Raw genomic sequence first — 24,259 nt, forward strand, 5'->3', positions numbered from 1 at the left:
ATGGACGAACCGCAGCCCGAGCTCCGCTGGGCCCCGTTGCCCCCGCAGCCGAAGAAGACCGGAAAGGTCTGGCTGATCGTCGGGCTCGTCGTCGCAGCACTCGCCATCGTCGGTGCTCTCCTGTTCTTCTTCCTCCCGCGCGGGGACGGGCCGACACCGACGGATTCCGCCTCGCCGTCGCCCTCGGCCTCCTCAACCCCGACTGCGACACCGACGCCGACCTCCTCACCCACCCCCGAACCGGTGCAGACGCCGCAGGTCACAGCGCCGCCGGTGGCTGATCCCTCGATCGAGGTCTTCCGCGAACGGGTCAGCGGATGGCTGGGCGACGCGCCCCGAGGGCTCGACATCATCGCCGGTGCGAGCGGCCAGGACGCACTGCCGGTCCTCGACACGCTGCAGCAGGACGCGCAACGGCTGTCGGACGCGCTCCCTCCGTCCTCGATCGAGCAGCAGTGGCGCGAAGGAGTGTCGACCTACGCCACCCGCCTCACGCAGCTGCGCAGCGCGATCACCGACGGCTCCGGCGTCGCCGCAGCCGTCGAGGCTGCCCGGTCGTCGGTTCAGCAGCTGCGGAGCACGGCCGGACTCTGAACGACCGTCACGCCGCATAATCGGCGTTGTAGCGGTCCAGAACCTCGTTGATCGGCGCATCGAGCGCGAGCGCGCCCTTGTCGAGGTAGAGTCCCCGCGTGCAGAACCGACGAAGATCGCGTTCGTTGTGGCTGACGAAGAAGAGGGTGCGTCCGTCGGCGAGCAGCTCGTCGATGCGCTTGTAGCACTTGTCCCGAAACGCCTTGTCGCCGACCGCGAGCACTTCGTCCACGAGCAGGATGGGCTCGTCGAGCTGCGATACCACGGAGAAGGCCAGACGGACCTTCATGCCGTTCGACAGGTGCTTGTAGGGCGTCTCCTCGAATCCCGCCAACTCGGCGAACGCGATGATGTCGTCGTAACGACGCGACACCTCGTCACGGGACATCCCGTGCAGGCCCGCCGTGAGGCGAACGTTCTCGCGCACGGTGAGGTCGCCCACGAAGCCACCGGTGATCTCGATCAACGGGGCCACGCCGCCGTTGACGCTGACCGTCCCCTCATCGGGGAGCAGCACCTTCGCGACCAGACGAAGCAGCGTGGACTTGCCCTGACCGTTGCGCCCGACGACGCCGATCGATTCCCCGGGTTGCACGGTGAAGGAGACATTGCGCAGCGCCCAGAACTCCCCCGGCCGAGACCTGCGGGATGCACCGGCGAAGAGATCTTTGAAACTGCGGCGCCCGCGCCGGTTCCGTCGGAAGTGCACTCCGAGGTTCGTGACTTCGATCGCCGCAGCCATCACAGCTCCTTCAGCACGGGTCGCTCCAGGCGTCCGAACGTCCACATCCCGAGCGCGAGGATACCCACGCACATCACCGCACTGATCAGGATCGGCATCGGATCCCAGAGATCGGCGAAGAAGCCCACACGGTAGAGGGTGAAGATCCCGGCGAGCGGGTTGAAGGCGCCGATCACGTCGAACGGCGCCGGCAGGTCCCGGAAGCTGTAGATCACCGGGGAGGCGTAGAACAGGGCCCGCAGGATGAGCGCCGTCGTCCGCTCCAGGTCGGTGTAGAGCGCGCAGAGCGGCGCGACCAGGAGTCCGAGCCCGACCAGAAGCATCGTCTGCAAGAGGACCGCCACCGGGAACCACAGCAGCAGCCAGTTCACATGCGCACCGCTGAACACGGCGAAGAGCACCAGGACCGGCATCGAGAAGAGGAACTCGATGCCCTTGCTCAGCACGATGCGGTTGACCCAGATCGAGCGCGGGATCGCCGTCGAGCGGACGAGCCGGGCGTCCTTCTTGAACGCGCGGGTGAAGTCGGACACCGAGGTGTTGAACCACACCCACGGCAGCAGCGCGACGATGAGGAAGACGATGTAGGGGTCTTCCCCCACGTCACGGTTGAACACCTGCGTGAACACGAACCAGTAGATCGCGCTCATCACCAGAGGGTCGAGGATCGACCAAAGATATCCGAGGGAGCTCGTGGCGTAGCGGACCTTGAGGTCGCGAGCCGAGAGCAGCCACAGCGAATGCAGATAACGCCGGGGCGTCCCGGGCGCCCCGACAGCAGCGTGACTCACGATGTCGAGTCTAGGAGAGAGTGTTGTTCCAGAGCGACAGCGCCGAGCCGATGGCCATGTGCATGTCGAGGTACTGGTACGTGCCGAGGCGTCCGCCGAAGTGCACGCCGTCCTCCCCCTTCGCAAGCTCGCGATAGGCCAGCAGCCCCTCACGGTCGCTCGGGGTGTTGACCGGGTAATACGGCTCGTCCTCGCGCTCGGCGAAGCGCGAGAACTCCCGCATGATCACCGTCTTGTCCGAGTCGTACACGTCCTTGCGCTCCGGGTGGAAGTGCTTGAACTCGTGAATGCGCGTGTAGGGCACGTCCATGTCGGGGTAGTTCATGACGCTGGTGCCCTGGAAGTCGCCGACGTTCAGCACCTCCTGCTCGAAATCGAGCGTGCGCCAGCTGAGTGCCCCCTCGGCGTAGTCGAAGTAGCGGTCGACCGGGCCGGTGTAGACCACAGGGACCTGTCCGACGGTCGCCTTCTTGCTGAGCGGCTGGGTGTCGTCGAAGTAGTCGACGTTCAGCTTCACCTCGATGTTGGGGTGATCCGCCATGCGCTCCAGCCACGCGGTGTAGCCGTCAGTCGGAAGACCCTCCCACGTGTCGTTGAAGTAGCGGTTGTCGTACGTGTAGCGCACCGGCAGGCGGCTGATGATGTCGCCCGAGAGCTTCTGTGGGTCGGTCTGCCATTGCTTCGCGGTGTAGTCGCGGAAGAACGCCTCGAACAACGGGCGTCCCACGAGGGCGATGCCCTTCTCCTCGAAGTTCGAGGCCGTCTTCACGTCGAACTCCCCCGCCTGCTCCTTCACGAGCGCGCGGGCCTGATCGGGCGTGTACGCCGACTGGAAGAACTGGTTGATGGTGCCGAGGTTGACCGGCATGGGGAAGACCGTGCCCTTGTGCGTCGTGTAGACGCGGTGCACGTAGTTCGTGAAGCTCGTGAAGCGGTTGACGTACTCCCACACCGTCGCGTTCGAGGTGTGGAACAGATGCGCTCCGTAGCGGTGGACCTCGATGCCCGTCTCGGGCTCCGCCTCGCTGTAGGCGTTTCCTCCGATGTGGTGGCGGCGGTCGATGACTGTCACCTTGCGGCCGGCTTCGGCGGCACGCTCGGCGATGGTGAGGCCGAAGAAACCCGACCCGACGACAAGAAGATCCATGTCACCAATCGTATCGGCGTCCGGCTGGGAGCTTCTGCCAGAGGAGCCTGACGGACAGCGGTCTATGCCGCGGTGCCGACCACGATACGCGGAGTACCTGCCCAGCGCGTCGGATCGGTCGCGGCGCGTCCGTCGACGAGAAGCTTCACACCGGGGAGCTGCTCGGGCCCGAGTTCACGGTAGTCGGCATGGTCCGTCTGCAGGATCGCGAGGTCGACTTCTCCGCCGATCGCGTAAGGCTCGAAGCCGAGGCCCCGCAACTCCTCGTCGGTGTACAGCGGGTCGTGCACGACAACCTCGGCTCCGCGATCCTCGAGGGCCTTCACCGTCGGGAAGACGCCGGAGAAAGCCGTCTCCTTGACGCCACCGCGATAGGCCGCGCCGAGCACGACCGCGCGCTGACCGCTCAGGTCGCCCAGAATGCCCTCGGCCTGCGCGACGAGCCGCTCCGGCATGGAGGCGTTCAACTGACGCGCGACACGGACGATGTCGGCATCGGGGTCGGTCGACAGGTACAGACGCGGGTAGACGGGGATGCAGTGCCCGCCGACGGCGATACCGGGTCGGTGGATGTGGCTGTACGGCTGCGAGTTGCAGGCTTCGATGACCTTGTAGACATCGATTCCGTGGGACGCTGCGAAGAGCCCGAACTGATTCGCGAGGCCGATGTTCACATCACGGTAGGTCGTCTCGGCGAGCTTGGCCATCTCGGAGGCCTCGGTCGTGCCGAGGTCCCAGACCCCGTTCGGACGCGGGAGGTCGGGGCGCTCATCGAACTGCAGCACCGCCTCATAGAACTCGCGTGCGCGACGGTTGCCCTCGTCGGAGAGCGCGCCGATGAGCTTCGGGTACTTGCGGAGGTCTGCGAACACCCGACCGGTGAGCACCCGCTCGGGCGAGTACGCGACGTGGAAGTCCTTGCCCTCCGTGAGTCCGGAGCCGGCTTCGAGCATCGGCGTGAAACGCTCGCGCGTGGTGCCCACGGGCAATGTCGTCTCGTAGGAGATGAGGGTACCGGGGGTCAAGTGCTCGGCGAGAGAGGTCGTCGCCGAGTCCATGTACCGGAAGTCCGGTTCCCAGGTCGCGTCGTCGACGAAGACCGGTGCGACGAGCACGACGGCGTCCGCACCGGGGATCGCGTCGCCGTAGTCGGTGGTGGCCCGCAGCCGTCCGGACGGGACCAGCTCGCTGAGTCGTTCCTGGAGTTCGGCTTCGCCCGGGAAGGGCTCCTGCGCGGCGTTGATCGTGTCGACGGCCTTCTGGTTCACGTCGACACCGATCACCTCGTGACCGGACGAAGCGAACTGGACGGCGAGGGGAAGCCCGATCTTTCCGAGGGCGACGACGGCGATACGCATGGTTTCTAGTCTAGGCCGTCCTCCCCGGTTCCCTGCCACGCCGGCAGTCGGTTCGGCTCGAGGTACAGGGTACTCACACCGGCTCTCGCTCAGTCAACCTGCTGAATCGGCCTGGCTTTGGTTCGTATCGGGAACCTTGTCCAGCAGTTGGCGTTTGGGCTGATTGGAAGTCAGTGTAGTACGCGTTCTCGACCTCGAGTGGGGTGCGCATGTCGAGCTCACCGTGAAGGCGAGAGTCGTTCCACCACCAAGCGTATTCGAGGGTCGCGAGTTCGACCTGCTCGATGGTCCGCCACGGGCCGCGCCGAGCGCTTCCTGTTCATGATGTTCCAGCCTTACTTGAAGAACGGAACGAATGTCGGGCCGCACTGTAACGACTCGTTGCGAGGTTGTCTGTAGACCAAAGTGAGGACAGCGCGCGGCGTCGGTTACTCAATACGGTTGCGTCATGAGTCCGCCACGCAAGATCAAGACAACGGCACTAGGCGCAGCAGCGATCATCAGCGTCATGCTCTCGGGGTGCACATCGATCGGTACCGCTCCGATCCCGACCTCGACAACCAGCCCCATCGGGTCAGGAGAGCTCGGGAACGGATTTACGAACGAGGGCCTCGTCGATCTGTGCATTGATCGAAGCGTTGAGTCCTACGAGCTGGATGTCGAGTACGACCGAGCATCGGGTCGAGTTGAACCCCGAGCCGTAGAGGGATCTTGGCTGGTGATTGTGCCGTCTCGGTCGATGGAGCGGGACGCCGTTTCCCTTTGCGTCATCGGTGGCACGCGCGAAGAGCCCGTTTTCGATGCGTACGGTGCCACTCAGCCCCTCTCTGATGCTGAGATCGCCGAATGGATTGCCGGGATACCCGGGCCGACGGAGTGAATCCATGGCATCCGGAACGCACCCCGAAACCCCCGCAATGAGAGCGACATCATCAATGAGCGAGATCCCTGTTTCGCACACCCGGTTCACCCGACGAACCTTCATGACCGCTACCGGTGTATCCCTCGTCGCTACCGCAGTCGGGACGCTTGGTGGCCCGCTGACTGCGCAAGCGGCAGTTACCTGGGGGTATCCTTTCACTTTTCGCTCCTCCCAAAGCCGCGGGTTCAATCCCGGGGCACCGCACTACGGCATCGATTACACCCCCGGGCTCGGAACCCCTATCCATGCGGTCGCAGATGGCTACGTGCACACGAACATGTTCCAAGGGCCGTACGGCCAACATGTCATTTTGAGCCACGCAGATGGGTATTACTCCATCTACGGCCACATGCTCGAAGGCAGCAACACTCGCGCGAGCGTGGGAACCTACATCCCGCGCGGGGAGCTGCTCGGCGAGGTCGGAAGGACCGGACGATCTTCCGGTCCGCACCTCCACATGGAGATCCGCCGGGGCAGCATGAGCTACCCCGGCGCCTGCATCGATCCCTATCCACTACTTCACAATGCGCCGCTGGCCAACGCCACCACACCACCATCGGAGGATGATTCTGTGCCCATCTACCACCGCCGTCAAGGAAACTACAACGTACCGATCGGTACGAGCGCCAATACTCGCCTCTACTTCGCGGATGGGTCGTTCGACATGGCGGCGGGTGCCGGCGGATCGGGCCTCTATCAGATCACAACACACGCTGGCTTCGCCGGACACACGCCCGAGAAAGTACTGATGCTTCAGTACTTCCTCTTGAACGCGACGACGAGTGTTTATTCAGGTGGATTCAGCGCAACCTTCCCCGGAGTCGTCGGAGGAGCTTCTTCCGTCGAGTTCAGCACCATGATCGCGGTCCCGGCCGGAAATCACCTGTTCGTCGCAGCCCGCTGCCCGCAAGGCGGGGTAAACCAAACACGCGTTGCAAAGATGAGTCTGAACTTCGGGAACATTTAGATCCGGGATGGTTCGGGAGGCCCATGGACGCCCCCATGCGCCATGGCGAGGTGGGGGCGTTCGTACGCGTTCGGTGCGCTCAGATCTACGGCGCGCCCGCGCAACGGCCTTGGAAGTGGATTCTGCCCCCCTCGAGTCAGTCGCCTACCGTCTTCCGCACCCCCGACAACGCTGAGGTGTACCTCGCCGGCATCACTGTACGGAAGTCGCGCGGCGACTATCTCGAGGGGGTCTGTTGCATGAATAGGTGACATCTTGACACCTATTCGCGCAGCAGACGCCTTGCGGTGATCGTGTTGGTAGCGTGGGTCCGTGATCGCGGCCTGGGTCCCGCGGCCGCGCAGGTGCGCCCGGATCACGCGAGACGAATACGCCTTGTCGCCCCGGACGGCATCCGGGCGGGTGCGGGGGAGGCCGATGTCGCGCGCCACGCGCAGATGCTCGAACATCGGGATCAGCATCGGTGAATCGCCAGCCTGGCCCAGCGTGATAACGGTGACCAGCGGGAGGCCGTTGCCGTCGACGAGCTGATGGCTCTTCGACGACAAGCCGCCCTTCGAGCGGCCGATGCCGTGATCAGGCGGCTCGACTTCCGGATTCGTGTAGTTCGATCCAGGCCCCTGTGGGTCGCGTCGTGTTCGTCGCGTACTGATGCGCATGGGCGATCGTGGAGTCCGCTGACACGGACCGGTCCACCAGCCCTTCGGCATCGGCCTGCACGATTAGCATCGACACGATGGCGTCCCACGCCCCGCGGTGGCGCGACGCCGATGCCAGGTCCATACCGTCTGCCAAGGACCGAATACATCCAGCAGGTTGCGCCACGCGATCCCACGCCGATACCGGTAGATGATGCCTTCCCGCATCGACCGCGCATCCGAGAGCCTCGGAGCTTGACCCGGTTTCCCGGACTCCTCTCTGAGGCGATGATCGTCTCAGAGAGTAGTCCGTGAGATGCCTGCTGCCCACTCGCCGGAATTCCGGCGTCGAGCCCTGGACCTGGTCGCCCAGGGAAACTCTGTCGGCGAGACCGCGCGTGATCTCGAGATCAGCGAGTCCTGTCTTCGGAACTGAGTCGACCGCCTTCTGGTTGACGGCGACGCCGATCACATCGTGACCGGAGGAGGCGAACTGGACGGCGAGAGGGAGCCAGATCTTTCCGAGGGCCACGACGGCGATACGCATGGATCCTATTCTTGGCGGCTTGCGCCCGGGCGCGGCACCGGCTCAGCTGCGCCAGAAGGCCAGAGCCAGAACGCCGACGATGGCGGCTGAGACGAGAGCGACGAACACGGCACGGGCGGCGGGAAAGTACCGGGACGAGCCGACCTTGATGAGCGCCGTCGCCGCCATGAAACGAGGCTGCCCCTGCGGATGCAAGAGGTACTTCGTCCGGGCGGGCAGGATCGCATCGAGGGTTCGGTACCGATTCGATGCCGCATCGTGCTCTGCGACCACGGCGAGATCGGGCTCGGGTCGGGTGAGCTCCTCGAACATCCGAGCCTGAGCGCGTGACAGCATGTGTCGCGCCGACGGCGAGAACGCATCGATGCGGCCGATGAACTCCGCCATCGCCGCGCAGTCCTCCACGGTGAACGCGCTCCCCCCGTTGCGCTTGCGAACGGAGTCGGTGAGGTTGCGTCGAAGCATCTTGGTGGCCAGCGCCGTCCGTTCGGAGACACCCATCCTCTGCACGACAACATCGTCGAGGGTCGCCCTGATCGCGGTCAGCTCCTCAGCCACCGGCTTCGCGACGTGCGTCACCCGCACCGGCGCGTCGGCATGTTCGACGTACGCCGCGAGACCCGACGCAGGAACGATCTTGCCGCCCAACCACAGACGAGTAACGAAAGGCAGGTCGCCACCGTTGCGGGCGCCGTCCAGCAGCCGCAGATCGAGGCGCGAGATCGCATCTCGCCGCATCAGTCCGAGCGGAGCACTTCGATAGGAGAGGCGATCCCGCGCGAAGTCGAGCGTGCCTGTCCGCCACAACCGCTTGGGGGGTGAGCGGACGAGATTCCGCAAGGGTCCTCGCACGACCTTGGCGATCACGGCGTCCGCTTGCGTCGCCTCGGCCCGCGAGCGCCACTGCGAGATCGCGTCGCTGTCGAGCTCGTCGTCCGAACCCATGATTCCGACGTAGGTGGCGTCTGAGGCGGCCATGCCGAAGTTGAAGGGCCCCGACGGACTCGGGATGCCATCAGCAAGCACCTCGATCCGGATGCGCCCTGGGCGCGCATCAATCAGTGGCGCGAGTTCTTTCTCGACCTCCGCACGCGTGAGGTTGTGGCAGACGACGAAAGCCCGGATCGTGGGATCCTCGACATCGACGATCGAGCCCACGGCGCGGCGGATGTTCCGCCGCGTGTCGTGCACGGCCACGATCATGTCCACGGTCGGGGCCGCCGCGTTCTCGCGTCGTGAGTCACTCATCGAACCACCTCTTCATAGATCGTGCTGTAGCGACGTCGGAAGCTCGACTCGTCGAACCTTTCCGCCAGTTCCCGTCCGCGAGCTCGCACGCCGGTGCGATCGAGTACGGATGCGGCCCGCAGTGCTTCTGCGATCGCGCGTGGTTCCCTCCGTACGAGCCTCCCGGAATCAGGAGTGAGGAAAGCCCCGTGCGCTCCGACGCCGGTCGCGACGACGGGCAGACCTGCGGTGAGCGCCTCGACGGTGGCGAGCGAGAAGGTCTCCGAGACGGTCGGGAGCAGGAAGACATCCGCTTCAGCCATCGCCGATGCCACCGCACCGGCAGGAACATGTCCCGGCGCACGCACGTGCTCGGGATCAGCGGCGGCGAGCTCGTCGTACTCGGCGCCTCCGCCGAGCCAGACGAGCTCTGCGGGCACTCCAGAGGCCTGAAGCTCCCTGATCGCCTCCACGGCGAAGCGCCACCCTTTGTTGGAGTTCACCGTGCCGACACCGAGGACCTTCAGGCGGTCGCCTCGGAAGAACGGGACACCGTCAGCCGAGACCGCATCTGGCAGATCGACGATGTTGCCGACGACGTCGACGGGCGCCGTCCGATAGGAACGGATCGCATCAGCGAGGTAGTCGCTCACTGCGACCACACGGCCTGGAGCGTTGAATGTCCGGCGGATGAGGGGTCCGACCGCACGGCCCTTCGGCGTTGCTCGCAGATTCGCGATTCCGCTCCAATGCTCGGTGTGGACCCAGGGCTGCGACGGCTTTCGCACCACGAAGGGCAGTAGACCAGGTGCTGCCATGGTGTGAACCACGTCGCTGCCCGCCAGCAGAGCCGGAAGCCCGCGCGTCGAAGACACGAGCCCGCGCGGAGTGCGCACGTCGACCGGGACCGATCGCACTCCGACCGAGCCGATCCGACGCTCTCGAGAACCATCATCGAGTTCCGGTGGCACCAGGTGCACGACGCGCACGTCATGGTCTTGGGAGAGAGCGGCGACATCACGGGCGATGAACGAACCGGCGCCGGGATTGCGGTCCGTAGGGAACCAAGTGGTCACTACGACGATCTGCACCCACGAAGACTATCAAGCCGAGCGCTGTTCCCTTCGCGATCGACCTGGTCCGGGTGGACGCCCCCGCCCTCTAGCATGGGTGCATGCCAACCAACCCACGCGTGCTGCACCTGAACGACTGCGCCTTCGTGGGCGCCAACCTCGTCAGGGCCGCGCAAGCGCAAGGACTGCAGTGGCGTCTCCTGCCTCCCGAGCTCACTTGGCCCCCCGTTCGTCCTGGGAAGTCTCGCCCGACGCGCTTCGAGACCTATCGGACGCTCGCGCGTATCGGCGTCGCCGCCGCGCGAGCCGACGTCATCCATGTCCACTACGCCACGACAGTCGCGCGCATCGCGCCCCGCTACATCCCAACAAGGCCCTATGCGCTACACCTGCACGGCACTGACATTCGCACCCTCTGGCACCAGCCCGAGAGGCATGCCCGGTTGCAGAGCTACATCGATGGTGCCGCGCACGTCTACTACTCGACACCGGACAACGCGGAGGACGCGACGACCGCTCGCCCCGATGCCGAATATCTTCCGGTGGTGTTCGACCCGACCTCGCTGCCCTCATGGGATCCTCAGGGCTACGTCGCGTTCGCATCCCGCTGGGAAGCCGTCAAGGGTCTGGAGGGCATGCTCCAGGTCGCATCGAGGTTGATCGCGGCAGGCGTCCCCGTACAAGGCCTCGATTGGGGTCCGGGTGCCGGCGACGCAGCGCGTCTCGGTGTAAAGCTCATCCCGAAGGCACCCCACGCCGACTACCTGCAGTTCCTCGCCAACGCATCCGTCGTCGTCGGACAGGCCACGCGCATCTTGTCCGTCTCCGAACTGGAGGCGATGGCGATTGGCGCTCCCCTCGCGGCCGTGGGCGACCACTACCCCGGCCCGGACGGAAGACCTCTGCCCATCCGGAACGGGGACGTGGACGCCGTCTTCTCGGCGATCATGGACGACCTCGCAGACCCCGAGTCCGCAGCACGGGAACTCGGTTCCCAGCGCTGGACTCTGGAGAACCATACGGCCCGCGGACAGATCACCGGAATCCAGGAGACCTATCGGCGAATCTCCCGCTGACCTGCTCTCACGCAAGACCGGCGAGCCGAGCCTGCGCAGCGAACTCCGGCTCCGCCGCCACAACCTCGTCGAACGTTCCCTGAGCCACGATCCTGCCGCCGGCGAAGAAGCAAACGATGTCCGCGTCCCGCACTGTGGCCAGTCGATGCGCCACGGTGATCACTGTGACTGCACCACGGAGCTCGCGAATCGCCGATGTCACCGCGTCCTCTGTCTGCGTGTCGAGTGCAGACGTCGCCTCGTCCATGACGAGAACCACGGGGTCGGTGTAGAGCGCACGTGCGATTCCGAGCCGCTGACGCTGGCCACCGGAGAGAGCGAGTCCGCGCTCACCGATCTGAGCGTCCAATTCGCCGGTGCGAGCGCGCACCACGGCGTCGAGCTGCGCCCCGTTGGCCGCTCGCCATGCTGCGTCCCTGTCGTACTCCTCGCTCCACGTGAGCGCGATGTTCTGTCCGACTGTCCCGTCGAAGAGCGCCACGTCCTGCGGGACGTAGCCCACGCGTCTGCGCCAAGCGCCGAGGACGTCGGCAAGATCCGTGTCGTCCACGCGGATCCGGCCCGATTTCGTGGTCAACAGCCCGAGGATCAGATCCACCATCGTCGACTTCCCGGCCCCGGATGCTCCGACGAACGCGACGTGCGAGCCCAACGGGATGCGCAGATTCACATCCCGCAGAGCGGGCTGATCAGACCCAGGGTAAGTGAAGGCGACGTCCTCGAAGACCAGTTCCACAGGATGCTCCTGCAGCGCTCCGTCTCCGATCACCTCTGCCTTGTGGATGTAACCCTCGGCGGCCTTGATATCGCGGATCACCGCCCTCGCGTGCGGGAGGGTCGATGCAGTGGACGTCATCACGCCCTGGAACTGCAACATCGACGGTACCATTCGGAAGCTCGCGATACCGAACAGCGCGATGGACGAGAACGCGCCACTGAGTCCACCGGTCAGGAAACCGACGCCACCGATGATCAGGAAGCCGATGATGACGGCTGAATCGATCACGAACTTCGGAATCGCCCCGAGGAAGCCGATCGTCGCTCGGGCTCTTACCGCCACCGCTCGGTTCTGGTTAACCAACGCCGCCACCTCGCTGGCCTTGTCCCGGAGCGTGATCTCCTTCAGGGCTTGCACCATCTCGGTCATAAGCGTCGCCGTGCGGAAGGAGAAATCACGGTTCATTCGGCCATTCTTGACAGCTCGTCGCGACACCCATCCGTAGAGCAGTGCAGCCACGATGCCGAGGTACACGATGGTGGCGACTGCGATCATCGGCTGAGCGACGAACAGCACCACCAATACGGAGAAGAACGTCACGACCTGCGACGGCAGCGAAGCGACGGGCAGGAGCAGCCCTGACGTGGTGTTAGCGATGCCAACATCGGCCATGCGAACGAGTTCGGCCGAGTTGCGCTTCATACGCTCGAGCCACGGCGCACGGATGTATGCGCTGAAAAGACGATCGCCGATCGCCAGTTCGAAGTGGGCCATCCGCCGAGTGACGTACCACTGCTGCGCGAGTGCGATCAGCGACTTCAGCACCATGAGCGCGCAGGCGCCTGCGAGCACCCAGATCACGTTGTCCGGTGGGACCACCCCGATGATCGGAAGCCGGACAGGCTGGTTCGAGGCGAGCGGCGCCATCATCAGAGCGAGGAGTCCGAGCGCGAGGATGTCGATCAGCGCAAGCGCTGACGACGACACGGAGTATCGGATGAGGAACGCGCGGGCATCCCCGGGAAGCAGCTCGAGTAGTTCCTTGAGCGTCGACCAGAGCGCTTTCACGAGCGGCACCCCACTTCTGAACTCGCGAGGAGAATCACAGCGCCATTTCTGGGTGGATCACAGCGCCACTGTGCGCGGACTCGAGGGCTGCCTCGATGACCGCGAGTGTCCGCTGGCCCTGCTCCATGGTCACGACGTCGGTCTTCTGCCCGAGCACGGCATCGCGGAAGGCCTCGTGCTCGACGCGCAGCGGCTCGCGCTTGGCGAACGCGTAGCGCGTGACGTCTCCTTCCGAGACCCCGCGGAATGACGACACGGATTCCCACTCCAGAGGGATCGTGCCATTGGCGTAGAACGTCAGGTCTCCGGTCGAGGTGTCGGCGACGAAAGCACCCTTCTCTCCCGTGACCACGGTGACGCGCTCCTTCATCGGACTCAGCCAATTGACGATGTTGTTCACGATGACGCCCGAGGCCGTGCGGCCCGTGATGGTGATCATGTCCTCGTGCTCGCGGCCGCTCTTGAACGCCGTCTGCGCGAAGACACGCTCGTAGTCGCTCTGCACGACCCAGGCTGTGAGGTCGACATCGTGGGAGGCCAGATCCTTCGCGACCCCCACATCGGCGATGCGCGAGGGGAAGGGCCCTTGACGGCGGGTGGCCACCTGGTAGACCGCTCCCAGCTCCCCGGCCTCGATCCGGCGGCGCAGCTCCTGCACAGCCGGGTTGAAACGCTCGATGTGCCCCACCGCTCCGACCAGCCCGGCGGCAGCGAAGGCGTCCACCATCCGCTGGCCTGCCTCGACACTGTGTGCAATCGGCTTCTCGACGAGAGTGTGCACCCCGGCCGCGGCCAACTTCAGTGCAGCATCCTCGTGGAAGCGTGTCGGCACCGCGACCACGGCGATGTCGATGCCGGCAGCGATCAGTGCATCGATATCGGGCAGGATCTCCAGGTCACCGGCCACACCGTGCGGATCTCCGCCCGGATCGGCGATCGCGACGAGGTCGACGCCATCGATCTCCCTGAGCACACGTGCGTGGTGGCGTCCCATCATCCCGACGCCGAGGAGTCCCGCGCGCAGAGCCATCAGGCGCCCGCCTTCGCGACGGCGTTCACCGCGGCGACGATGCGCTCGAGGTCGTCACTGCTCAGCGACGGGTGCACGGGCAGCGATGCGACCTCGCGCGCGGCACGCTCCGTCTCCGGCAGGTCGAGACCCGGCGCGAAGTGCGTCAGGGACGGCAGGCGGTGATTCGGGATCGGGTAATACACGCCCGCACCCACGTTGTACTCGCTCTTGAGCGCGGCGACGAATCCATCGCGGTCCTCGGGGACCCGGATCGTGTACTGGTGGTACACGTGCACCGCTCCATCGGCGACCGGCGGGACGACGACGCCCTCCAGATTCGCGTCGAGGAACGCGGCGTTGGACTGGCGGGTCTTCGTCCAGGCGTCGACCTTGGTCAGCTGCACGCGACCGATGGCGGCGTGGATGTCGGTCATGCGTGCGTTGAAGCCGATGACCTCGTTCTCGTACTGGCGCTCCATGCCCTGGTTGCGCAGGAGCTTCACCTGGCGCGCGAGCTCATCGGTCGCGGTCGTCACCATCCCGCCCTCGCCGCTGGTCATGTTCTTCGTCGGGTAGAGACTGAACATCGCGAACTCGCCGAACGAGCCGACCGGACGACCGTCGAGCGACGCACCGTGCGCCTGCGCCGCGTCCTCATAGAGAGCGACGCCGCGCTCCGCCGCCAACGCCTCGAGCTCACGCATCCGCGCGGGGTGCCCGTAAAGGTGCACCGGGAGGATCCCCTTGGTCTTCGGGGTGATCGCGGCTGCGACCGCCGCAGGGTCGAGCGTGAACGTCTCCGGCTCGATGTCGACGAACACCGGCGTTCCGCCCGTGAGCGCGACCGAGTTGCCGGTCGCGGCGAACGTGAACGAGGGCACGATGACCTCGTCGCCCGGACCGACACCCGCAGCCAGGAGGCCGAGGTGCAGGCCCGCCGTGCCCGAGTTCACCGCGACGGACGGCCGACCGGGCACGAAATGCGCCGAGAACTCCTGCTCGAAGGCGGCGACCTCCGGCCCCTGCGCGACCATGCCGCTGTGCAGCACGCGGTCGACGGCCTCGCGCTCCTCGTCGCCGATGATGGGCTTTGCCGGGGGAATGAACTCGCTCACACGATCTCCTTGGTCAGTGTTCCGTCAGTCTCGATGTAGCGCGCGCCCGTCGAAGGGCACACCCAGGTGTTCTCGTCGCCGCCGGCAGTGAGGGGCACACCAGCCTCGCCCACCCACCCGAGACGGCGAGCCGGCACGCCCGCGACCAGCGCGTATGCCGGAACGTCCTTGACCACCACGGCACCGGCGGCGACCGTGGCCCATGCACCGATCGTGACGGGGGCGACGCAGGTGGCGCGGGCGCCGATCGCCGCACCGCGCTCGATCGTGACGCCGACCGGCTCCCAATCGTGAGCGCTCTTGATCGAGCCGTCGGCGTTGATCGCCCGGGGGTAGGTGTCGTTGGTGAGAACGACGGCCGGTCCGATAAACACGCCGTCGCCCAGCTTCGCCGGCTCGTAGACGAGCGCATAGTTCTGCACCTTGCAGTTGTCGCCCATGACGACGCCGGTGCCGATGTATGCTCCGCGTCCGACGATGCAGTTCTCGCCCAGTTGCGCCTTCTCACGCACCTGCGCGAGGTGCCAGATCGCAGACCCTTGACCGATGGTGGCGTCGGGCGAGACATCAGCGGAGTCTAAGATCCGCACGTGGCTGCGCAGTGTCAATGGAACTCCTCGGGTCGGCATCGTCGGATCGCGTGGACGACAATCTGAGATTCTATCTGTGGGTGTCTGCGAGCCCGCTGGGGCGCGATCACACTCGTCGATCCGGATCATCGATTACGACGCGACTCACAGCATCCGCACACCTCTCGGCCACCAATCGCGCCGACACGTTACGGACGGCCCAATCGGTCAGGTGCTCGACGGGTGAGCCGTCACTGCGTGCGAGCACAGCCGAGATCGCACGTGCGTAGTCTGCGGCATCGAAGGACGCTGCCTCGCCGAGCCGCTCCGTCGTCACGAGAGCCTGCAGATGCTCCGGCCCGCTGAACGCGACCGGCGTTCCGACGGCCATCGCCGCGTAGAGCTTCGTCGGCACGGCGAAGTCATACCCTGCACCCGGTTTGAGGGTCGCAAGGGCGACCCTCGCAGACCGCACCCACCGGGCCGCCTCCCCAGCAGGCAGAGGCGGGAGGAACTGCACACGATCGGCAATGCCGTGTCGAGCTGCTGTGTCCTTGAGCGACTGGCGGTCTGCTCCCTGTCCGATGAACGTCGCGGTGATCGAACGGTCCTCAGCCATCACTATGGCCAGCGCGTCGATCGCCACTCCGGCACCATGCCACTCGCTCATAGTCCCCACGTAGACCACATCTGACGGCGAGGTCACCCTGTCGCCGTCAGGGGAGAACAGGTCCGTGTCGACCCCGTGCCCCACCAGCGTCATCGCTGCGCCGGGAACGAGCTCCTCGATCCGCCGAGAGACCCCCTCCGAGACGACCAGATTGTCCGCGGCGCGCCGGATAGCCAGCTTCTCGACCATCCGCACGGCGCCGATGACCCAGGATGCGGCCCCCGTCATATGAGCGGCATCGGACCAGATGTCCGCCGCGTAATAAACATAGGGACGGCGGCGGACCCACGCGAGCACCCGTGCGACAGCGCCGGTGGTCGGAGGTGGCTCGATGACATAGACATCCGTTCGCCGCCCGAACAAAAGCCGGAAAGCGAGCGGAACGTCGAAGCTCAAGTACTGAAGGTATCCGCGCACGTAGCCGTCGCGATCCCGGAGGACGGGCCAGCGCGAGATCGTCTCCCCCGTATACGGTTTGAGAGGGATCCAGTGGGGAGGCCTGGTCGTGATCACCCGCACGTCATGACCGCGTCGGACCAGCTCGTCCGTGAGCGCCTGCAACCTCAGGGAACCGGCGGAGGGCTCCGGCGTGAAGATGCGGGTGACGATGGTCACCCGCATCGGCTGCTCCGAGTTCTGAACGTTCACCGCTCCACATCCTCAGGGTCGTCGCCGTCAGGGCGCGCGGCGGAACTACTGCCGTGCGACTCCGCATCAGCATCGCCCCTCACGGCGTCGATTCTCGGGTTCGACCGCTCGAGCACGCGCAGACGATGGTCTACGAATGCCGCGTGCTCACTGAGGTTTCGCATCCGCGCTTCAATCCTCGTGAGTTCGGCTCCGTACTGGAGGCTCACCAGGAAAAGAAGTCCGATCGCGACGAAGAAGACGAGGTTGGAAGGTACCGCGACACCGAGTAGCTTGGCCGCCCAGGTGAGAGTCTGGGGGAACACCGCGATAACGAGGGCGAACAGGCCGCCGAAGAACCACCACACCGCATGACGCTCGCGCAGCGTGCCTTTGCGCATGAGCTCGACGATCGCGAACAGCGCGACGAGCGCGGCGACGATGCCGAAGGTATAGGTCACACCGTTCACGAGATCCCCTCCAGACGAGTGCGCGGCCTCATCATCGCCAGCCCAAACGCCGCGCAGGCCCTGATCAGATAGATCGCTGCCTTGACAGGATGATGCGAGGGCTCGCCGCCCTGCCGGACGCGCATCTCCACCGGCACCTGGCGGATGCTCAGACCCGCGCGCGCGGCGATCACCAGCGCTTCGATCGTGTCGCCGAGATACTCGGCCGGGAAGTTGTCGGCGAACAACCGCACTGCTCGCGGTCCCGAGGCCTTGAATCCGCTCGTCACGTCGGTCAGCCGTCCACGGGTGACTCGACTCAGCACCCCGGCGAGCATCCTCATCGCCCAGCGTCGCGGTCCCGCGACACTGTAGTCGCCGATTCCCGCGAAGCGTGCCCCAATCACGAGATCCGCGTCCTTCAGACCGTCGATCAGTGCCGGGATGGCGGCCGGGTCGTGCTGACCGTCCGCGTCCACCTGCACGACGACCTCGAAGCCGTTGGCTCGTGCATAGCGGAAGCCGGTCCTCATCGCGCCGCCGACGCCGAGGTTGAATGGCAGCGTCAGAACGACGGCTCCCGCGTTGCGGGCGGCCTCCGACGTGGAGTCCGCCGACCCGTCGTCCACGACGACGCAGACGGCGCGGGGAACCGCAGCCACGACGTCGCCGACCACGTCCGCGACGGACTCTTCTTCGTTCCACGCCGGTATGACGACGAGGACACGCTGTTCTGTCGCACCCATCATCTCGATCCTAGCCGGGCGCACGGAAGGCCTACGGTCCGCACGCTGTGATCCGCCACAGTGACGCGTCCCCCTCGGCAGCGACGATTTCGAAGCCGTCCTGACCCTCGAAGTCGGTCATTCCGGGCAGCTCATAACGTCCTGGACCAACCTCACCCAAGCCGAAATCGAGCACATACCGCGCATCCCCGAGGGTCGCGAGCGCGTCGCAGACTTCGGGGTCACCGCCCGCATCGCGGAGTCGCTCGGAGAGCACAACCCATGCCGCAGATGTGGGCTGCGACCACGTGCGGGGGTAGACATCGACACCGCTCAGCATGTACCCGAATCCGGTGCCCGTCGACGGGTTTCCGATCACGCGCGAACCGGGGTCGACGCGCGTCGGAAGCGACTCGAGCAGCTCGCGCTCGTCGGAGTCGAGGAACGTGTCGGATGTCAGCACATAGCGCGACTCGCGATCATAGGTGCCATCCAGGAACGCCGGCATCGCGACGGGCCGCACCAGCACGAGGATCAGCATGAGGACGACAGCGGCCGCCACACCGATCGGCGCGATCCTCACATCGGCGATGCGGGGACGAATCCGCCCGGTGATCCATCTGGTCGAGGCATCCGCTCCGATCGCCGCCAGTGGAACGACTGCGATCGGAGCGAGCGCCGCCAGCCGGTAGGGGTCTGCGTACCACGGGGCGAGAAGGACATCACGGACGAGTGGATGGCCGACGGATGCCACCAGGACGTAGAGCGCTGACACCCCGGCCCAGATGCCGACGAGCCAGCGACTACTTGTGTCGCGCACGACCACGACCACGCCGAGGAGCGCGAGGACGCTGATCGTCCACGCGAACGGGATCAGCACCTGGCCGTTGAGGAGAACATCGACGAACGCCTCGAGCTTGCCTCGGAACGGGGGCCAGTGAGACCCGCTGGTGCCCTTGGCGAGCACAAACCATACCGTTCCGAGGGTAGCCCACAACACGACGACGAGTCCGATGCGCAGAGCGAGCCCCTCTCTCGACACGACACTGAGCAGCTGGGATGTCGCCCAGACGACGCAGATGGCCACCCAGACGAGCAGAGCTGCGGGTTGCGAGAGCGCGAGCGCCGCGACGACGACCGCGACCACGAGGGTCGCGCGGATGAATCCCCGGACGCGGTCCGAACTCGGCCATTGAGCCAGCAGGATCACCCAGGCCACGGCGGCGGGCACGAGTGCGGTAGAGAGAGCGTTAGGGAAGAGCACGCCCCACTGGAACATGAGCAGCGGGAAGGTCTGCAGGGCGGACGACAGCACTGCGGCATATGCCGCGACCGCACGCGAACTTGTGATCGTTTGCGAGAGCCACGCGATTCCCAGTGGCCAGATCAGTGCGCCGATGACGACGGTGAGCATGTTCGCTGCGATCGGGATGCTGGTCCCGGTGAAACCAACGATCAGCGAGACCAGAGCGTGCCAGGCCGCCGGGTAGAAGCCGGACCCGCCCACGACCTCACTGACATGGAGGGAGGACGCGTCAGCCGTCTCGACGATGAACCGCACGGCGTTCATGTGGAACACGGCGTCATTCGTCTGCGAGATACCGGCGGGATCGACGATGTACGCGATGAGGCGCGACATGCCGATCAGGATTCCTCCCCCGATCGCGGCGGGCAGGAACCATGCCGGGCACTCGGCCTTCGTCCTATGCGATTCAGCCCCCAGAAAGCGCCCCACCCCCCATGAGGCTCCGACGAGCACGAGAACGCCGATCGTCCAGCTCAGCGGAGACCACGGCACGCCGACAGCGCCGAAGACCAGGGCGAGCACGGCTGTCGCGGCGACGCCGAAGACCGGAGCTGCTGCCAGCAGCGCGAGGCCGCGCAGCCCGATCGTGTAGAGCCCGAGTATCCCCGGCACGAACACGACCGCTGTCGCGACGAGAAGCGCCGGGGTCTCTGCCAGCCAATGCAGGATCATACGTCCACCAGCGCGATTGCGCCCCCCACCTCGCCGTCATACACGACTTCGCCCTTGTTGATCACGATGCCACGGGTACACAGCTCACGCACCATTTCCATGTCGTGGCTGACGACGACGAGTGTCTTGCCCTCGGCGATCAGCTCCTCGAACTTGAGGCGGCACTTCTCACGGAAGGGCGCGTCGCCGACGGAGAGGATCTCGTCGACCAGGAGGACATCGAGTTCGACGTGGATCGCGACGGAGAAGGCGAGGCGCATGAACATCCCCGAGGAGTAGTGCTTCACCTCCTGGTCGATGAACTGCTCGATCTCGCTGAAGGCGACGATCTCGTCGTAGCGGGCCTCGATCTCGTGTCGCTTCATACCGAGGATCGCTGCGTTGAGGAAGACGTTCTCGCGGCCGGAGAGTTCTGGATGGAACCCCGCGCCGACTTCGATGAGCCCGGCGACACGGCCACGGGTGAGGACCTCGCCGACGTCGGGCTCCATCACGCCGGAGATGAGCTTGAGCAGGGTGGACTTGCCCGATCCGTTGAAGCCGAGGATCGCGACGGACTCGCCCTCGCCGATCGTGACGTCGACGCCCTTGAGCGCTTCGAACTGGCTCGTCAGCTTGCGCCGCTTGATCCAGGCCACGACGGTGTCCTTGAGGGAGAACGCGTGGTTCAGCGTGAACCGCTTGCGCACCCCGTCGATGATGATGCTGGGCTTGATGATGGTCTGCTCGCTCATAGGTCTTGTGCGAACCTTCCCTCGAGGCGTCGGAAGACGAACTGGCCGAACAGGAGGGTTCCCACGGCGATCAGGAACGTCCAGAGCGTGTTCCAGGCGAGACCGGGCGGGATGTCGATCATGCCGGAGGCGGAGACCATTCCCTCCGTGGCCGGCCGCCAGAACGCGTAGTGGAACAGCTCCACGCCCTGCGTGATCGGGTTGAGCATGTAGACCTCGACGATCCACTGGGGCCACCCGAGACGATCCACGATCGCGTCCTGCACCTGCGTCCAGCCGTAGAGCACCGGCGATGCCCAGGTGGCGAGGAGGAGCATCAGCTCGACGATGTTCTCAGCGTCCCGGAATCGCACGTTGACTGCACCGAAGAAGAGCCCGAGGCCCAGGCTGAACACCATCACGATGATCATCCCGGCGAAGATCGCCAGGACCGACAGGAGGGAGATGTGGGCGACCCATCCCATCAACAGACACACGACGAGAAGAAGCCCCACCTGCGGGAGGAAGTGCACGAACGCGACGATCACCGCCGAAACGGCGAACAACTGGCGCGGCAGGAACACCTTGCGCACGAGAGCCGCGTTGCCGACGATCGATGTCGTGGCGTTCTTGAACCCCTCGGAGAAGAGGTTGATCACCACGATCCCCGAGAACAGGTAGACCGCGTAGTTGGGCAGACCTCGATCGAGATCCATGAAGATGCCCAGCACGACCCAGAACACCAGGAACTGGGCAGCGGGCCGCACGTACGACCACGTCCATCCGAGCACCGAGTTGCGGTACCGGGTGGTCACTCCCGTGCGCACCAGCAGGTTCAGCAGATAGCGCCAGCGCACGACATCGATCAGTCCCCGGCTCTTGCCAGGGGTGTCGAACTCGGAACGCGGGACGGCGGCGAAAAGATCTCGGGTATCAGTCACAGGCCCACTCATTCGGCGACGGCGACGGTTGCCGCTCAGAACTTCCCCATCCTATGCCACACGCGCGCCGGTGTCCTGTGTGCTTACCCGATCGGCGCGACCGATACCCAGCCCCTGCCCACAGCCCGCGAGGACAGCCATCCACCGCGGCCGTCACCGCTGTAGAGCAGGAGTTGGCCGGTAACTGTGCGCGCAAGGACATCGATCTTTCCGTCGCCATCGAAGTCACCAGGGGAGAGGATCTGAGCCATCGCGCCCCAGCCCTTGCCGATCTGGCGCGAATCACCCCACGTCCCCTTACCAGTGAGCGAGTACAGCCACAGGGTCCCATCCGTTCGACGAGCAATGATGTCGCCCGCTTTGCCGTCGCCGTCGAAGTCTCCCGCGTAGAAGGCAGCGTCCATACTCGACCACCCCTTGCCGACGACGCTGGAACCCAGCCAGCCCCCCTTGCCGTTGCCGGAGTAGAGAATGAGATTTCCCGATACGTCGCGGGCCAGGACGTCAGGGAGCCGATCACCGTCGAAATCGCCCGCCCCGATCAGGAGATCGAGACCCGCCCAGCCTTGGCCTATCTGCTGCGCATCTCCGTTGACGCCCACCTGGCTATGAAGGAGGAACCGCCCGGACTCGTCGATGCGCCCGATGTCACGCTTGCTGTCGCCCGTGAAGTCCCCCAGGGGCAGAACCCTGTCGTTAGTGCCCCAGCCGCTCGCGATCGTCCGCGAGCTCAGCCACCCGCCCGCCCCGTTCCCCGAGTACAGCATCGCGGAGCCGTTGGCTGCCGTGGCGACGACATCCACCTTCCCGTCGTTGTCGACGTCGCCAGCTCCCGGCTTCATGGGGCGAGCCTTCGTCACGGGAACTCCCGGTCCCTGAATCGAGACCATCGACTGCCATCCGGTCCCGACCTTCTTGCCGTCCTTCAGTGCTCCTTGGCCGTCGCCGGCGTACTGCCATAATGTCCCTGCGGCGTCGCGGGCGAGCAGATCAGGACGCCCGTCCCCATCGAAATCGCCCGGGCTCATGATCGCGGTCATGTTCTGCCAGCCGGTTCCGATCCGGAACGATCCGCCCCACTTTCCGCGGCCGTCCCCCTTGTAGAGAGTGAGCCGCCCCCCGGAGTCGCGCCCAACGAGATCCGGCCGGCCATCGCCGTTGAAGTCGAAGCCGCCGATGAGCATGTTCATCCCGTTCCACCCCGAGCCGACGGTCACCGGCGCGCGGAAGCCCCCACGGTCGTCCCCGCGCCAGAGCAACAGGGCTCCGGCTTTGTCGGTGGTAAACATGTCGGGAACACCGTCGCCATCGAAGTCTCCCGCGGGCGTCACCATGACGCTCCCCGACCAGTCGACGGCGATCTGGGTGCGGGCGGAGAAAGTCTTGTCGCCCGCGCCCAGCAGGGACCATGCGCGCTTGTCGTTGCCGACCGCAAGGATGTCACGGTTACCGTCACCGTTCGTATCGCCCACGAGGTGAACCGAGGAGACATCAGTCAGGCCCGTCGACAGCGAGACCGCCTTGCCCCAGACCCCTCGGGCGAAGGGGTACCCCCAAACCGTGCCATCAGCGGACGTGGCGAGGACGTAGGGAGAAGTGTTGGCCGAGGCGAGCGTCGGCGGAGCCGCGGTCGGCTTGCCCTGCGTGGAGCCGAACCAGTCGGTGAAGTAGTTGTAGAAGTTGCGGTTGCCGTACGCCGAGCATCCGTCGCCCTCGCCGTAGCCCGCGCGCATCGCGGCGGCATTGGGCTGGTACGGCGTGTAGTAATAGAGCGCCGAGGTCGCCTTGTTCGCGACATACACCGGGGCCGACCCGCAAGACGCCTTCGGGTTGTAGAGGATGTTCCAGGTCTTGCCCGGCGCGTACCACTGGAACCACTTGCCCTCCATGTAGATCTGCATCTGGCGCGCCGCGCCGTAGATCTGGTGGAAGAAGCCGATGTAGTTCGGGTCGCACGGCGCTGTGTCAGGGCAGCCCTGCCCCAGAGCGATCCGGTAGCGCCACGCGCTCGGCCAGACGTGAGTGATCAGCCCTTGCTCCTTCTGCAACATCACGATCAACACCTGTGGGTTGATGTTGCAGGCCTGGGAGACGCGATAGATGATGCGGGCCGCGGATTCGTTCGCGGCGCCGGAGTAGCCGGAGCAGTACGCGTCCGCGGGACGCGTGACGGTGTTCATCCGGAAGTCCTTGAGACAGACGATCGGCTCGTTGTTCTCATCCCGCCCGCCGAGGCAGCGCGAGACCTTGCTGTTGAAGAAGCTCTGAATCTGCGCCTCGGTCATCGTGCTCTTGTTCGTGAACACGGCGTCGCTGATGATGTTGCCCGGCGTGAAGCCGACGAGCGTGCTCTTCGCGATTCCGGTCGCGGCCGGATCGGCCACGGCACTCGAGACACTCGCCGTGGGCGCGGAGACGGAGGCCTGGGCGGCGGTGGCGGGGACCACCGTGCCGATCACCAGAGCGGAGACAGCGAGGAAACAGGTGAGGAGTGGGTAGGTCCTCAGGGTGTTTCGCGAGCGTGGGGCACGTCGAGACATGTGACCAGTGTGACGGAAGTTGCGCGATGATGCCACTGTTGCGCCGTTCGCG

21 protein-coding genes and 1 pseudogene are annotated in these 24,259 nt (G+C 65.6%); 4 read left to right on the top strand and 18 right to left on the bottom strand.

Annotated features, from left to right (window positions below; all coding sequences use genetic code 11):
• Positions 1-594 carry a hypothetical protein gene (locus L978_RS18375; protein ID WP_081997010.1) on the top strand — a complete coding sequence of 198 codons (594 nt, stop codon included), beginning with the start codon at positions 1-3 and terminating at the stop codon, positions 592-594.
• A 7-nt stretch (positions 595-601) separates the two neighbouring features.
• Here L978_RS18375 and L978_RS10540 read toward each other — a convergent pair whose 3' ends face one another.
• The 4 genes from L978_RS10540 to L978_RS10555 all read right to left on the bottom strand — a co-directional run bounded on the left by L978_RS10540 (position 602) and on the right by L978_RS10555 (position 4,632).
• Entirely contained in the window at positions 602-1,336 is a 735-nt protein-coding gene (locus L978_RS10540) for an ABC transporter ATP-binding protein (RefSeq protein WP_047523019.1), read from the bottom strand.
• On the bottom strand, positions 1,336-2,127 hold the full coding sequence (locus L978_RS10545; protein WP_047523020.1) for an ABC transporter permease: 792 nt from the start codon (positions 2,125-2,127) through the stop codon (positions 1,336-1,338). Before L978_RS10545 ends, L978_RS10540 begins: the two co-directional genes overlap by 1 nt.
• Before the next feature lie 10 nt (positions 2,128-2,137).
• On the bottom strand, positions 2,138-3,274 hold the full coding sequence (gene glf, locus L978_RS10550; protein WP_047523021.1) for a UDP-galactopyranose mutase: 1,137 nt from the start codon (positions 3,272-3,274) through the stop codon (positions 2,138-2,140).
• 62 nt (positions 3,275-3,336) lie between these two features.
• Positions 3,337-4,632, bottom strand: a complete 1,296-nt coding sequence (locus L978_RS10555; protein ID WP_047523022.1) for a nucleotide sugar dehydrogenase — start codon at positions 4,630-4,632, stop codon at positions 3,337-3,339.
• 935 nt (positions 4,633-5,567) lie between these two features.
• Here L978_RS10555 and L978_RS18570 point away from each other — a divergent pair.
• Complete coding sequence (locus L978_RS18570; protein ID WP_197055649.1) at positions 5,568-6,521, top strand: M23 family metallopeptidase; 954 nt, start codon at positions 5,568-5,570, stop codon at positions 6,519-6,521.
• 260 nt (positions 6,522-6,781) lie between these two features.
• On the opposite strand, the pseudogene L978_RS19145 reads toward L978_RS18570, so the two are convergent.
• Positions 6,782-7,444: pseudogene (locus tag L978_RS19145) on the bottom strand (IS5 family transposase); the annotation flags it as partial.
• 31 nt (positions 7,445-7,475) lie between these two features.
• Here L978_RS19145 and L978_RS19300 point away from each other — a divergent pair.
• On the top strand, positions 7,476-7,595 hold the full coding sequence (locus L978_RS19300) for a transposase (RefSeq protein ID WP_442921820.1): 120 nt from the start codon (positions 7,476-7,478) through the stop codon (positions 7,593-7,595).
• Between the two features lie 153 nt (positions 7,596-7,748).
• Here L978_RS19300 and L978_RS18385 read toward each other — a convergent pair whose 3' ends face one another.
• Together L978_RS18385 and L978_RS10580 are read right to left on the bottom strand one after the other, a co-directional pair.
• The gene (locus L978_RS18385; protein ID WP_052193576.1) at positions 7,749-8,954 is read right to left on the bottom strand and encodes a glycosyltransferase; all 1,206 of its coding nucleotides are present in this window, start codon (positions 8,952-8,954) and stop codon (positions 7,749-7,751) included.
• Positions 8,951-10,024, bottom strand: coding sequence for a glycosyltransferase family 4 protein (locus tag L978_RS10580; protein WP_047523024.1), 1,074 nt, complete (start codon positions 10,022-10,024; stop codon positions 8,951-8,953). The genes L978_RS18385 and L978_RS10580 overlap by 4 nt, the downstream gene beginning before the upstream one ends.
• An 83-nt stretch (positions 10,025-10,107) precedes the next feature.
• Here L978_RS10580 and L978_RS10585 point away from each other — a divergent pair, with 83 nt between their 5' ends.
• A complete protein-coding gene (locus L978_RS10585) occupies positions 10,108-11,082 on the top strand; it encodes a hypothetical protein (RefSeq protein ID WP_047523025.1) in 975 nt (324 codons plus the stop codon).
• A gap of 7 nt (positions 11,083-11,089) precedes the next feature.
• Here the strand turns inward: L978_RS10585 and L978_RS10590 are convergent, their stop codons facing one another.
• The 11 genes from L978_RS10590 to L978_RS18390 all read right to left on the bottom strand — a co-directional run bounded on the left by L978_RS10590 (position 11,090) and on the right by L978_RS18390 (position 24,207).
• On the bottom strand, positions 11,090-12,877 hold the full coding sequence (locus L978_RS10590) for an ABC transporter ATP-binding protein (RefSeq protein ID WP_231555041.1): 1,788 nt from the start codon (positions 12,875-12,877) through the stop codon (positions 11,090-11,092).
• A 25-nt stretch (positions 12,878-12,902) separates the two neighbouring features.
• Entirely contained in the window at positions 12,903-13,898 is a 996-nt protein-coding gene (locus tag L978_RS10595) for a Gfo/Idh/MocA family protein (protein WP_047523026.1), read from the bottom strand.
• Positions 13,898-14,995, bottom strand: a complete 1,098-nt coding sequence (locus L978_RS10600; RefSeq protein WP_047523027.1) for a DegT/DnrJ/EryC1/StrS family aminotransferase — start codon at positions 14,993-14,995, stop codon at positions 13,898-13,900. Before L978_RS10600 ends, L978_RS10595 begins: the two co-directional genes overlap by 1 nt.
• Positions 14,992-15,603, bottom strand: a complete 612-nt coding sequence (locus L978_RS10605; protein WP_231555042.1) for an acyltransferase — start codon at positions 15,601-15,603, stop codon at positions 14,992-14,994. Before L978_RS10605 ends, L978_RS10600 begins: the two co-directional genes overlap by 4 nt.
• Before the next feature lie 88 nt (positions 15,604-15,691).
• Complete coding sequence (locus L978_RS10610; protein WP_052193585.1) at positions 15,692-16,882, bottom strand: glycosyltransferase family 4 protein; 1,191 nt, start codon at positions 16,880-16,882, stop codon at positions 15,692-15,694.
• The gene (locus tag L978_RS10615) at positions 16,879-17,331 is read right to left on the bottom strand and encodes a DUF2304 domain-containing protein (protein WP_081997013.1); all 453 of its coding nucleotides are present in this window, start codon (positions 17,329-17,331) and stop codon (positions 16,879-16,881) included. The genes L978_RS10610 and L978_RS10615 overlap by 4 nt, the downstream gene beginning before the upstream one ends.
• Positions 17,328-18,056: a glycosyltransferase family 2 protein gene (locus L978_RS10620; protein ID WP_047523089.1), complete on the bottom strand. Its 729-nt coding sequence runs from the start codon at positions 18,054-18,056 to the stop codon at positions 17,328-17,330. Before L978_RS10620 ends, L978_RS10615 begins: the two co-directional genes overlap by 4 nt.
• A gap of 31 nt (positions 18,057-18,087) precedes the next feature.
• Positions 18,088-20,013 carry a DUF6541 family protein gene (locus tag L978_RS10625; RefSeq protein ID WP_047523028.1) on the bottom strand — a complete coding sequence of 642 codons (1,926 nt, stop codon included), beginning with the start codon at positions 20,011-20,013 and terminating at the stop codon, positions 18,088-18,090.
• Positions 20,010-20,747, bottom strand: coding sequence for an ABC transporter ATP-binding protein (locus L978_RS10630; protein ID WP_047523029.1), 738 nt, complete (start codon positions 20,745-20,747; stop codon positions 20,010-20,012). Before L978_RS10630 ends, L978_RS10625 begins: the two co-directional genes overlap by 4 nt.
• Entirely contained in the window at positions 20,744-21,667 is a 924-nt protein-coding gene (locus L978_RS10635) for an ABC transporter permease (protein ID WP_047523030.1), read from the bottom strand. Before L978_RS10635 ends, L978_RS10630 begins: the two co-directional genes overlap by 4 nt.
• Before the next feature lie 83 nt (positions 21,668-21,750).
• Positions 21,751-24,207 carry an FG-GAP repeat domain-containing protein gene (locus L978_RS18390; RefSeq protein ID WP_081997014.1) on the bottom strand — a complete coding sequence of 819 codons (2,457 nt, stop codon included), beginning with the start codon at positions 24,205-24,207 and terminating at the stop codon, positions 21,751-21,753.
• Positions 24,208-24,259 lie beyond the last annotated feature (52 nt).

Source organism: Microbacterium sp. ZOR0019 (assembly GCF_000800925.1).
GTDB lineage: Bacteria > Actinomycetota > Actinomycetes > Actinomycetales > Microbacteriaceae > Microbacterium > Microbacterium aurugineum.

What these genes read in the sequence shown, in the direction of transcription:
- L978_RS18375 (WP_081997010.1), top strand. Translation starts at nt 1, where the DNA reads ATGGACGAACCGCAGCCCGAGCTCCGCTGGGCCCCGTTGCCCCCGCAG.
- L978_RS10540 (WP_047523019.1), bottom strand. Translation starts at nt 1,336, where the DNA reads ATGGCTGCGGCGATCGAAGTCACGAACCTCGGAGTGCACTTCCGACGG.
- glf (WP_047523021.1), bottom strand. Translation starts at nt 3,274, where the DNA reads ATGGATCTTCTTGTCGTCGGGTCGGGTTTCTTCGGCCTCACCATCGCC.
- L978_RS10555 (WP_047523022.1), bottom strand. Translation starts at nt 4,632, where the DNA reads ATGCGTATCGCCGTCGTCGCCCTCGGAAAGATCGGGCTTCCCCTCGCC.
- L978_RS18570 (WP_197055649.1), top strand. Translation starts at nt 5,568, where the DNA reads ATGAGCGAGATCCCTGTTTCGCACACCCGGTTCACCCGACGAACCTTC.
- L978_RS19300 (WP_442921820.1), top strand. Translation starts at nt 7,476, where the DNA reads ATGCCTGCTGCCCACTCGCCGGAATTCCGGCGTCGAGCCCTGGACCTG.
- L978_RS18385 (WP_052193576.1), bottom strand. Translation starts at nt 8,954, where the DNA reads ATGAGTGACTCACGACGCGAGAACGCGGCGGCCCCGACCGTGGACATG.
- L978_RS10585 (WP_047523025.1), top strand. Translation starts at nt 10,108, where the DNA reads ATGCCAACCAACCCACGCGTGCTGCACCTGAACGACTGCGCCTTCGTG.
- L978_RS10595 (WP_047523026.1), bottom strand. Translation starts at nt 13,898, where the DNA reads ATGGCTCTGCGCGCGGGACTCCTCGGCGTCGGGATGATGGGACGCCAC.
- L978_RS10620 (WP_047523089.1), bottom strand. Translation starts at nt 18,056, where the DNA reads ATGGGTGCGACAGAACAGCGTGTCCTCGTCGTCATACCGGCGTGGAAC.
- L978_RS10625 (WP_047523028.1), bottom strand. Translation starts at nt 20,013, where the DNA reads ATGATCCTGCATTGGCTGGCAGAGACCCCGGCGCTTCTCGTCGCGACA.
- L978_RS10630 (WP_047523029.1), bottom strand. Translation starts at nt 20,747, where the DNA reads ATGAGCGAGCAGACCATCATCAAGCCCAGCATCATCATCGACGGGGTG.
- L978_RS18390 (WP_081997014.1), bottom strand. Translation starts at nt 24,207, where the DNA reads ATGTCTCGACGTGCCCCACGCTCGCGAAACACCCTGAGGACCTACCCA.